Origin of the sequence: [Phormidium] sp. LEGE 05292, assembly GCF_015207735.1 — a bacterium.
GTDB lineage: Bacteria > Cyanobacteriota > Cyanobacteriia > Cyanobacteriales > Aerosakkonemataceae > Floridanema.
In genome coordinates this window covers 1-10,968 of the sequence record NZ_JADEWG010000185.1, presented here as the reverse complement: position 1 = coordinate 10,968, position 10,968 = coordinate 1, and the positions used below count along the sequence as shown (strand labels likewise).

Genomic DNA, 10,968 nt, shown 5'->3' with positions numbered 1-10,968 from the left:
TTAATTTTCCCTAATCAGGAATATCAAAAATGAATTTACACCTAAAATAAGGCGGATAAAATAATTTTTTATAGTAAGTTTTTCAAAAATATTAGTAAATCTGAGTCATTTCTGCGGAATGTGGGTTCAAAAACAGATTCTGGCACTGATGAAAATGCCTGAATCTCTCTATCAGCTAGATTCATTGCACATTAAGACCTAATTACGAGATTTTCTTCTATAAAATCAGCACTCCCTAGACTTTAAGACAGGGAATAGAATGTCCGATTTCAACCTCAACCGTGTATTACACCGAAACCCTGTAGGTTCACAGTCTTTTCTGCGAATTCTCTGGGCTTCCCAGTATTACACGGCAAGATTTGACTTCCTTCGTACCGTGTAATACAGCGTCAATCCGATCTACCTTTGCCAAGTATTACATGGTGATGGTTTTATCCGATCCACAATCACGTTGAAACCTTACACAGTAAGCTATTAATTCCTCTTACCCTTCAAAAATGAGCGAACGTACAGTAACCAGCCCCAAACCACCCGCTTAATTCTTTGGGGGATGTTCAACCTTTTAATGGTTGGGAGAATGATTGAAGCTGAAGCCTGATCCGTGCAGGCTGCTTTTAACCAATAAAAAATGTCGGCAAAGTCTCTCTCTGTATAGGATTCGCCGCCCTCTCCGTTAATTAAGAGAGCAAGTTCATCGGCTGGAATGGATGTTGTAATTGGATGGTTTAATAAATTTTCATCCTCAATTACAACATTCGTTTCAGCAGTCGAGACAGGTAGGTAGATAGCTAATGGTTCTCCCAACGGAACTTTTTCGGGTGCGGGTTCAGCTTGAGTTAAAACCTGAACTATCTCCCTATGCAGTGCGCGACGTTGCAGAATGCGCGAGCGAATCTCCCACTTCTCCTCATCCAGTCGGGTAAGTCTTGCTTGCTCCCGTCCAAATCGTTCGCTAATTACCGGGATACCCAGCCGTTCAAGTAATCGGTTAAAAATCCTGACATTGCTCCATTTTTTAGATGTGGGACTAAACCCAATCTTGAGAACTTCGTTGCAGTCTTTATGGTACTTTCGGATTTCATCGCATAGATTCTGTAAATCTCCCTCTGTGAGTGTTGCGCCACCTAAAAACACATCAATATATTCTGGGAATCCCAGCCGTTCAAGTAGGTAACGCTCTTGTTCCCTTGTAGGTAGGTCTGGGGCATAAGGGATATACCCCCAGCTTGCTTGTTTGTAGATAATACGTTCAGAACGTTCGAGCGAAAGGGCATATCTCCCCCCCTGGGAATCGGAGTTTTCCTCAATGCCATATTGCAAATCTTCATAGCGGGTCAATTGGTGCCCGTGCTTCTCCACAGCTTCCACTACTTCGGGGGTAATTTCAAACTGATTTAAAACCATTGCCGCCGCAATTGGATTCCGTTTTTTGAACAGACAATAACTAGCTATTTGTTCGGAACCTCCCAACAGTGGATTGAAATCTTCTACAACATTGCAGAACATCATTACCTCTGTTTTCTTCTGCCTGATAATTTGCTCTCTGGTTAGTTGTTCGCTTTTCTTAATGTCTTCCTTTTCCTCAACATCTAAAGGTTTAGCTGTTGCAATCTCGCAAAATCCATCCCATTCAATCTCTTCTCTTAATTCCTTTAAAGAAGTTTTGGTATCGCTATCTGTCCTGATTTCTTTAGTGGTGAGTGTGTTTCCTTCTAACTTCATTCGGGCAATAAAGTTGTCTCTTAATGCCCACATTGAATAGTTGTGTTCAGCAGATATCTTGCAGAAAGTTTTGATATGTGGGTCGTTATCTCGCTCGTATTGGTAATCCACGAAGGGTAGTAAGTCCGGGCGTAAGCTAGGACGGATTAAAGCTATTTCGCGCTCGTTCTTAGTAAACAAATCTTTTTTGACAATTTCTGGATAAGTCGAGCAAGAAACTTTAGAGTAATTTCTCCCAAACTGATTAACCCAAACAGTGCGCTTGATTGGCTCCCTTACTCTTGCTAAAGCTTGAGCAATGTCCCCATCATTCAACACCCCGTAATAAACACCGATAACCTCATCAAACCAGTGCATCTCAATGCTTACCCCAGTACACATAGAAGGAGAGGCAATCACTACATCATACTTTTGATATTCGCTCTCTATAAATTTGACGTAACTTTGCGCCTGTTCGTCTCCTGAAGTTTCAGCATTAATCGTGAGAATGCGATGACCAGGGACTTTCAGCCCTTCTTTAATCATTCTCTCTAGTAATTTAGTTGCTAATTTACTATCAGTTTGAATCAGTAACTTTTTGCCTTCATTAGCAAGTTTGACTGCGTGGCAGATGATAGCAGAATCATCAGGGCTAACGAATAACTCTACATCATATCCGGGTAATTTGTAATCGTTTTTGACTAGATAGCAGCTATCCTCACCCCGTAAAGTTTTGATGTAGTTGATAGTTGTATCGTCTAAGTCAGCATCAGCCAAAATTACTCGCCGTGCTTTTCTGATTAGTTCGGTAAAACGTGCAAGTATTGCTGGTCTTTTGCCATCTTGGTTGCAGGTGGAAGAGGTAAGAAGCGCTCGAATAACCTGCACAGCTTCGTCAATAATTATGTCAAAATCGCTAAACTCAGAAGGATTAAACGCGAGTAAAGCCTCGATGCAGCCTCCCAATCTTAAGGTAGGTTCCCCGTCAGAGTCTAGCCATACTCCTAATCCCCTATCAGCGTCAGTGCGCCAAGTATAACCCAGTCTAAGAGCAAGCGAGCGCCCTAAAAATATTCGGTGGGTGATGCTTACAAACTCATCCAATTGTCTGGTTTGGGAAGCAATTAATTTGGTTTTCCCTGTCGCTTTAGGTGATATAATTCCCACAATCCCAGTCTTGGGAAGTTCCAGTCCGATGGTAGATAAATCTGGAACATTTAACCCAACTGTGACGGGTGTTAATAGTTGGGATGGCTTCCTAATTAACCACTGCCACTCAGCGAATGTTGGTGCTAAAGAGAAAATTTTCTCAAAATATTCTTCTCCCTTAGCTACCAATAAATCGTCTACTCCTTTGTGTGGTAGATCCCAAGATAAAACTTTTACTTCAGATCCAGCATCAAATAAAAGTTTTCCTGTGTGCCAAGTAGCAGAGCGAACTGCTTTAAGAGTGGATGGTTTTTCATCCCTATCAAAGCAGAAAACAAATGTCCTACCCTTCTGCGTGAAAATTTGCAGTTCAGGGATTAATGATGAAGTTTTAGTTGCTGCGTCTTTATCAACTCTGCGTCCGTTCCAAATTCCAGGGAGTCCGATCGCCACATACCCAGCCGAAACCAAAGCAGCTGCTTTTTTGGCTCCCTCTGTTATGATAATTGGTATCCCAATTTTAGATTTAACCCACTGCCAAAAGCCCTTATCAATATTCCGTTTTAGCCATCGATTAGGGATGTCTTCAATCCCATCAATAACGCAAAAACCATGAGGTTTGACATAAGCTGCGTGCGCCCTTTCCAGGTACTCGCTACCCAGTCCACAGCGAACAGCCATTCGATAGCCTGCACGCCACGTTACATGGGGAAAGAATGCCCTTGTATTGGTCTTTTGGGGGTGTTCGTATTTGGTGGTTTTCCCGTTCACGCTTCGGGGTGTGGTGGGTTTCAGGCTCCCCCAATCCATCGGTTCCCCATTGTTTAGCGGGTCTGCTCCTTGGAATACCCAGCCAGAGCAATAGCTAAAATCTCTCTGATTGTACCAGTTCCACTGTGCTGGAGGTTGCTTTCTCCCTGAAACTTTATTTATATCGATTAAGAACTCAAAGCCTTCATCTTGATGTACCGAGCGGAAGTTTGCCAGTGCTATGTCTGGAGCGATCGCACTGCCTTTGATGATTTCCTTTCTTGCTGTGTGCGATAATGTAATTTCTCTTTTTTCTAAATCCCAGGTAGGTGCGTAGTTCATAGCTGCACCTCCATTGAGTTTTTAATGGGAGCAATACTTTTTAGTTGTCTTGCAGTCCCTAATCCTTCAGTGCATTTTTTGTGGACTTCACAGACGATAAAATAAAGTCGATCGAGTTGTTCATCTGAAGCATATTCATCATTAGCAAAAAAGTCGTCCAGTTCATCCAAAAAACTCCGCTCGGAATCATTTAAAAGTATTGGCTCATCTGTGCGATCGTCTATAAACTTTGTTGTTAAAGTCCAAGTTTCAGCAAGGGTGTAACCCATCTCTCTAGTCTGGGCATCTAAGAATGACCATGCTTTATCAACTCTGGACTTATCCCAATTCCATTTTTGAGGAGTAGAGGCAACCATTACAAGTCACCTCCCACTTTATTTATTTGTGCAAATACTGTATGATTCTGTCTAACTGCGTCTTTTGGTTTAGACAACCACTTCAACCACCGACCGCAAGAATAGCATTGAAGAGCTGCATAGTGTGGCGAGCGCCCGTCCCCAGCCTCAGAATTCCTTGCATTAAATCCCCCTACGCTGCAAGGGAAATTACTATAAGAAATTTTATCGCTCTGATCTAAGTATTGGTTGCAGTCTGGGCAGTTTGCACCATGCTCGAAAATTTTAGAAAGGCATAGTGCAAAGTTTTCAGAAGCTAAAGCAGGATTATTGGAATTTATATAAGAAAATCGCCCAAAAAGATACTTGCAGTTTTCGTGAGATAACAGCATAATAAATGTGGATATTGTTTTTTTTGAATTCCTAAGCTTCAGTTCCCCAACTTCCGGCATAGGAAAACGTTATTATTTTACATCCTTTTGACCGACCTAATCAATAGGTTGAGAGTGGTCAAAAAGTTAAGAAATTGCGATCGTACTACGCGATCGCTTTTTGCTATTTCCCCTCCGTCCGCGAATTGATACGCCTTCGTTGTCTGCTCCCTTAGCTCTGCCCCTACTACCTTGGTGGGTAGTGCGGCGATCGTCGCTGGCTTTTCCCCTACCTCTATCACCTTGGATTGAAGTACCTCTATTGTCAGAAGCTCTGCCTCGGTTGCCTCGGATTGATGTGCCTCTGTTATCGGAAGCAGGGTAATTTACTGGTGGTAATTGTGGGGTGTAAGTTATCGCATCAAAACACAAAATTAATTGAATCATGTTGCTGTTTTTCTAATAAATAGCTGTCAGAGAAAATTTATAAACCAATATATACAGCCCCATAAGGGACTGAACGCGACTAGGGACGCTCTTCAGGTGGCAGAACGCACCGAGCGAGAAAAGTTGCAGCCATATTCGAGAACGTCCGGTTCTCTTTTTTGGCGTGTTGCTGGATAAGCGCCCACACTTCAGGCGTTACATAAGTAGTGATTCGTTTTAAGTTTTTCGCTGGCAAGGTTTCTAGTTGAGTGGCATACATCCCTTTAATCTTACTCCGTATAGCTCTGCGTTACTAAATATATCATAATGGTGTAGCACTGTGTTATTTGTGTGCTATTCTTTTTGGTGTTACTCCAATATATTACGAAGTAGCACTAATACGGGATAGATGAGCAAAGCTCAAAGGTCGAATCTAATGCTTAAGACCAAACAAGACCAACTAGATCAATCAACTCGGTAAAAATTCAGAACCAGGGGAACTGCTCTAACCTAGTCCCCTGGCTGTACCCCCAAGACGAATCAGGAGTGACACAAACATGATGACATTTCAACCCCTACACCCCAAAGAGTTTAGGCAACAAACTGGTTTATCTGTTGCCCAAATTTCTATGCTCTCAGGTGTTCCGATCGAAACTCTAAAATGCTGGTTTTCCAGTGAACACAGCAAGAGAAAGGCGACACCACCGGACTATATTTGCAATTACTTCGGACTGCTTAAACAAATGATGTGATTACCACACTAGTAAATAACCAAAGTGTGAATGACACACTACCCGCAATATAGGCGGGTTTTTTAATATCTAATCATGTTAACCAGCTAACAGTTGACTACCCGGATAGGTGCGGTAGCTGGCTAACAGTCAGACTCTATAACCCTCTATGACTACAACAGTTTTTCATGTAAAAACCTACGAATCAAACGGGACAAAGTACTTCAGCAAGAAAGCGGCTAGACAGCTTTTAAAAATCAGTAATAGGCAACAGTTCAACCTCTACCTAGAAACCTTAAAAATAAGCCGTATAGGTTGGACTGAACTTAGAGAAATGTTAGCTCTTAAGCTCTTCTTAGCCGCTAGATATGGCTACCACTCCCATAAGATGTGGGGGAACTTAAACCAAAAACAACGGGTGTTTATTCTTGGCCATTTCGGTATTGATTTGGACGAACAATTCAGGAGATTAAAAGATGAATACGAACGGATTTGCAGTAAATGGTAATGGACGTAAAAAGACCAATGTAGATGCTAAGGCATTACTAGAAAACCCAGTCCCTATCGAACTAAAAAACTCTTCCAAAACTCCAGAACAGAAAACAGAAGAATTAAAAGAAGTTGCCAAACATTTTATTGACTCCGATTCAGAAACCACAGAACAACCTGAACAAATTACACCAGAAGAACCCGAAGAAGAAATAGACGCAGAAGAACTTTTGCGCCAGTCTAAGAAAGCAGAAACATCTGACAAAACTGCTCCCACTCCTGAAGAAGAACCGGAAGAAACTGAGGAAGCAGCAATTACTAAAGCTAGTGATGCTATTGCCAATAAAACCCAGGAACAAGTCGCCAAATTAGTTAAAGCATCTGCCCAAAAATCAAAAGCCAACCGCTTAACTGGGATGCAGATGGCACAGAAAGACTTGAAAGAAATTAAAGAGGGTTACAACCTCCAAATGATTGCTGGATTAACAGCATTGAATGAGGATACCGCCATTGATTTGAGCGAACAATTAAATCTTTTAAGCAGTTTCACAGACTCACAAACTGGAGAAGAAACCGACAAAGAGTTAGAAGAATTACTAACCAGTGACGACCCTAAATCTTTGGAAGAGTTCTCAAAAAAACTTACACAATCACTGGGAAAAAAGGGAAAGCCCTCAACATCGGGGCTGAAATTACTACTGGAGAATTAATCAGATTATTGTTGTTAGCGATGGTGGGTAAATTCGCATTACAGAAAGTCCGTATTACCCACCGCAAGAAACACAAATTAAAACCAGAATTACCCTACACAGAACCAACAGCAGAACAGGTAAGAGAATGGCAACAAACCAGCGAAATGCTCGGATTATTTTGATGGGAGAAGATGAGGATGCTGAAACAATTATTCAACTGTATTTTGCCCGTTCGGCTGACGCTCACGGAAGCCCAATCAATGTGGGCAGGACTGAGCGAACAATTAGCGTTGAGCCTCTTGTAGATGCCCCAATTGTTCCTATCAAATCAGCAGAAGTAAAACCGCAATCAGCCACACACGCACAGGCAGAAACTAACACCCAAGAAGTTAACTTTGTTCCTCTTTTATTTGCTGGTTTGATGATTGGCTGTATTAGCTTTTCGGTAGGTCAAATGGTTGGCTATTATCAAGGGTCGGTTAGCAAATTAGAGGCAATTAATTAATTATGAGCAGAAAATCTTACCACCAAGTTTTAGTTTGGCATCAAATTGTAAAAGCTGTGGCTATTGTTAGCCTTTCAATTATCGGCGTATCTGGAGTTTATTTCATCAATAATCCATCAATTCAAGTTAATCAAAATGCGAGATAGACTGCAAGATAGGCTACCAACATGGGCTAGAGAATTTTCTTGGTCTTGGACTTTCGTTATCTTCCTAGCTGTAGTTTTATGGGGTGGTTCAATGATTTTGGCAGTCTACAATGATTCAGAAAAAGCACGTCTTACTCGCAACAACTTACAGCTAGTCAAAGACAACCGAGAATTGAGAGCAGACAATAAAAAATTAACTGCTTTAGAGAAGTGCTTACAAAGTTCCGGCTTTCAACTGGAACCAAAAGACTGAGCAAGAATCACACGATTGTGCAGTTCCACTCTATTTTATTAGTTCCAAGTTCCAGGTAGTTCCAGATGCCAAAACTATTACCAGAACTAGATTCTAGCTAGTTCCGCTCAAAGTTCCAGCGATGTCTGATTTAGTTCCAGTTAGTTCCGTAGTTCCGTTTAGTTCCACACATTTAGGAGTTTCAAAAATGGCTAAAATTACAGCATCAACTAAATCTAAATCCTCATCATTAGCGGGTGTAAGAAGTGCATCATCTTTATTGAGTTTAGCAACTTCTCCTAGTGGTGCAATTTCACAATCAAATAGTAGCGGTAGCGGTAGTTTATCTGTTGGTAGTGCCGGACTATTTCAAAAATCTCCAGTTCAACCAGTTTCACACGATTTAATTAATGTCAGTGAATTAGATCCAAGTACAATAGATCCGCGTGCATTAATTGAAGATGGATCTAAAAAACAGACTGATGCTGACAGAGCGATCGATAAAGTCAAGATAGATCAAACAGTAAACTGGCTGAAAACCAAACAAGGGGAAGAACGAGTTAAGCAAGAGCAAATTAAGCTCAACAGAGAAAAGGTAAAAACTGGCATTGAGACTGCTAAATTAGTTCGCACAATTGCTAAATTTACAGATGAAGCGAACAAAGCTAACTTGCAGATTGAAACCACTAATATCAATGCTGGGATTTATGATGACTTGCTGCAAATTAGAAAGAATGTTGCTGATAATTTGCACAAACAGCGTGAAGTTTCCGACCAAAAAACGCAGATGAATTTAGGAGGATGGTCTAACGTTTCCAAGCGTGACATTAGTTTTACTGATGAAGATTAGTTTCTGGCTAAGTATGGGGGCTTTCGGATGTACAATTGCCCTCTTTCTCAGTTCCTTAATTCAGGTTTTTTCAATAGATCCTGTTCCGGTAGCAATAGTTAGTCTCGCGTTGTTTGCTTGTGCGTTCATTTTTTTAATGCCATCTAAAAAATAGTTTTTATCCCGTCTTATATTGACGGGTTTTTCTTATGAATTTGTTAACTTGGTTATCTTTCTTCGCAGCATTGGGCGTTTACATGGTTCCGGTACAATCCCCATTAAAAGTTACGTTAATAGGCTTACTTTGTCTTCCTGGTAGCACTAATTTAGCAGTTGCCTATCACAAACACCAAAACCGATTATTTAAAGAAGGTGAAAAACTAGACACTGTAATGGTGTTGGAGCAGGAGATCGATCGCCTATCTGCTGAACTAAGACAACTGGAACCTGAGAAACAGCGAGTTACTGAACTTATCCAGCAAGCTGCTTTAGCTCAAGAACATCTGCAACGGCATCGAGAAGAACATTTGCAACAGTTACAAGAGGACAGAGAGGAACAGTTAAAACAGTTAGCGGCGGGTCACAAACAATTAGATTCTGAGCGTAACGAGTATATGCTCTATATTGATTTGGAACAGCGGAAACTTTATGCAGAACGCCAGAGGCAAGAGGTAGAACTGGATGCACTCAAACAAGCTGCCCAAACAGAAATTCAAGCTGCTAGAGGTATCTTAGAGGCAGAGATTCAGGCAGATCGATCGCGTTTAGAGGCAGAGAAAGAAGGCTGGGATTCGGAGAGGCAGAAGCGTGAGGAAGTTCGGGAGCAGGAGTTTCTAAATTACCTAGAAGGTGTTAAGCGTGAAGTTTTAGAGGAACTAGCCAACACTTACTCCGCCGATGTGGATGGTGAAGTCAACAAGCGAATTTCTCTCGAAGTTGACCCACTTCTACACAAAATCAGAGAACTAGAATCAACCATTAAAATTCAACAGCAGAAAATAATTGCTTTAGATAATCGCATTCAAGAATTGGATGACATTGAACTGCCAAAAGGGACAGGACACAGCGAACTTACAGCCACAAAAGTTATGCTGTTCTACAAATCTAAAGGTTTGAAACTTAAATATGTTTCCTCTCAATTCCTAGCAGATGGGATGTACATATTTACTTGTTTACCGCACCGCACAAGTAATCTAACTACTGAGAAGTTTAGTAGGGCTATAGCGGCACAGTTTTTATTACTTCAGAGTGAATTACAACTGCAAGACCTGCCACAAATGGCGACTAGCAGTGATGGTTTACAACTGTTGATGAAACCTCAAAATCTCCCTAATTGGCAACAACAAATTGACAAAACTGCTGTAATTCAAGATGCAGAAGTGATTGATTACTTGCCGGAGCACATAACAGAATATGCTCAAGATGTCTATCAGGAATCAGACAATAATAACTATATGCTTCGGTTTCGTCCGTCCAATCAATTCTTTGATAGAAAGCAACCAGTTAGCGATTTAGAGCGCACAACAATAGATTGGTATTGGAACTGGCGAAAACGTGCAACCGGACAACCAACTATTAGAAATAAGAATGAGTTAATCAGACTGATTTATGGCGTAAAACCAGGTAGAGCAACTGACCAATTAGATGAATCTGGTCAAACTTTAAGGGAGAGATTAAACAGTATTTTGGATGAATTAGGCATTACTCATCGCGTGCGACGCTGATGAGTTTTTCAAAGCTAAAAGTGTTTTAGGGTGTAGCTTGAATCTACACCCCACATCGAATCCAAGTTTCTTTGGTAGCCAATATGGGTAAATAAAGTTAACTTGTTTGGTTTCCAGCACCAAAACCAAATACAAGCGTTACAAGCGAGGGGGTTTGGGGGATACCCCCCCAACAAGCGGTAGCGGCGATTAATTATTCTCCGAAAGTAGAGATGTACATTCCGCCACTGCTTGCTCCCAAGAGAACCAAGAATTTGTAGGGGAAAAAGTGGGGAAAACTAGCAGCGAATAAAATAAGTATTCGTACTTACTTTACCCTAATATTCCCCCTCATTTCCCCAGTTTTTATTTTGAGCAATAATACCTAAAATCTGACGTAAAGCCGCTCGAATCAAAACGAGTGCATCGAAAACTCTTAGCCCACATTCCGCAGATATTAAAGGAAAATTGATCATTTTCTAAATTGAAGAACGTAAACCCTGAAATGATTAGCTGGTAATCATTTCAGGGTTTTTTGCCCTAAAATAAACTCGTTGGTGAGCAAGA

General features: G+C 41.2%; 13 protein-coding genes. 9 read left to right on the top strand and 4 right to left on the bottom strand.

Features of this window, described 5'->3' with window-relative positions:
• Positions 1 to 474 precede the first annotated feature (474 nt).
• The 3 genes from IQ264_RS28670 to IQ264_RS28660 all read right to left on the bottom strand — a co-directional run bounded on the left by IQ264_RS28670 (position 475) and on the right by IQ264_RS28660 (position 5,095).
• Positions 475 to 3,942 carry a plasmid replication protein, CyRepA1 family gene (locus IQ264_RS28670; RefSeq protein ID WP_193985428.1) on the bottom strand — a complete coding sequence of 1,156 codons (3,468 nt, stop codon included), beginning with the start codon at positions 3,940 to 3,942 and terminating at the stop codon, positions 475 to 477.
• A complete protein-coding gene (locus IQ264_RS28665; RefSeq protein ID WP_193985427.1) occupies positions 3,939 to 4,298 on the bottom strand; it encodes a hypothetical protein in 360 nt (119 codons plus the stop codon). The genes IQ264_RS28670 and IQ264_RS28665 overlap by 4 nt, the downstream gene beginning before the upstream one ends.
• 497 nt (positions 4,299 to 4,795) lie before the next feature.
• A complete protein-coding gene (locus IQ264_RS28660; RefSeq protein ID WP_193985425.1) occupies positions 4,796 to 5,095 on the bottom strand; it encodes a hypothetical protein in 300 nt (99 codons plus the stop codon).
• Between the two features lie 536 nt (positions 5,096 to 5,631).
• Between IQ264_RS28660 and IQ264_RS28650 the strand changes: the two genes are divergently transcribed.
• From IQ264_RS28650 to IQ264_RS28610, 9 genes are all read left to right on the top strand, one after another.
• On the top strand, positions 5,632 to 5,826 hold the full coding sequence (locus IQ264_RS28650; protein ID WP_193985421.1) for a hypothetical protein: 195 nt from the start codon (positions 5,632 to 5,634) through the stop codon (positions 5,824 to 5,826).
• A 148-nt stretch (positions 5,827 to 5,974) separates the two neighbouring features.
• Entirely contained in the window at positions 5,975 to 6,313 is a 339-nt protein-coding gene (locus tag IQ264_RS28645) for a hypothetical protein (RefSeq protein ID WP_193985419.1), read from the top strand.
• Positions 6,282 to 7,004 carry a hypothetical protein gene (locus tag IQ264_RS28640; protein WP_193985417.1) on the top strand — a complete coding sequence of 241 codons (723 nt, stop codon included), beginning with the start codon at positions 6,282 to 6,284 and terminating at the stop codon, positions 7,002 to 7,004. Before IQ264_RS28645 ends, IQ264_RS28640 begins: the two co-directional genes overlap by 32 nt.
• A gap of 20 nt (positions 7,005 to 7,024) precedes the next feature.
• Positions 7,025 to 7,168 (top strand): hypothetical protein, encoded by a 144-nt coding sequence (locus IQ264_RS28635; protein ID WP_193985415.1) that lies wholly within the window; start codon positions 7,025 to 7,027, stop codon positions 7,166 to 7,168.
• A complete protein-coding gene (locus IQ264_RS28630; protein ID WP_193985413.1) occupies positions 7,132 to 7,491 on the top strand; it encodes a hypothetical protein in 360 nt (119 codons plus the stop codon). Before IQ264_RS28635 ends, IQ264_RS28630 begins: the two co-directional genes overlap by 37 nt.
• 2 nt (positions 7,492 to 7,493) lie before the next feature.
• Complete coding sequence (locus tag IQ264_RS28625) at positions 7,494 to 7,637, top strand: hypothetical protein (RefSeq protein WP_193985410.1); 144 nt, start codon at positions 7,494 to 7,496, stop codon at positions 7,635 to 7,637.
• The gene (locus IQ264_RS28620; RefSeq protein ID WP_193985408.1) at positions 7,627 to 7,890 is read left to right on the top strand and encodes a hypothetical protein; all 264 of its coding nucleotides are present in this window, start codon (positions 7,627 to 7,629) and stop codon (positions 7,888 to 7,890) included. The genes IQ264_RS28625 and IQ264_RS28620 overlap by 11 nt, the downstream gene beginning before the upstream one ends.
• 187 nt (positions 7,891 to 8,077) lie before the next feature.
• Positions 8,078 to 8,719, top strand: a complete 642-nt coding sequence (locus IQ264_RS28615) for a hypothetical protein (protein WP_193985406.1) — start codon at positions 8,078 to 8,080, stop codon at positions 8,717 to 8,719.
• 188 nt (positions 8,720 to 8,907) lie between these two features.
• Positions 8,908 to 10,422 carry a hypothetical protein gene (locus IQ264_RS28610; protein ID WP_193985404.1) on the top strand — a complete coding sequence of 505 codons (1,515 nt, stop codon included), beginning with the start codon at positions 8,908 to 8,910 and terminating at the stop codon, positions 10,420 to 10,422.
• A 317-nt stretch (positions 10,423 to 10,739) separates the two neighbouring features.
• On the opposite strand, the gene IQ264_RS28605 is transcribed toward IQ264_RS28610, so the two are convergent.
• Positions 10,740 to 10,877 carry a hypothetical protein gene (locus IQ264_RS28605; protein ID WP_193985402.1) on the bottom strand — a complete coding sequence of 46 codons (138 nt, stop codon included), beginning with the start codon at positions 10,875 to 10,877 and terminating at the stop codon, positions 10,740 to 10,742.
• Between the last annotated feature and the right edge of the window lie 91 nt (positions 10,878 to 10,968).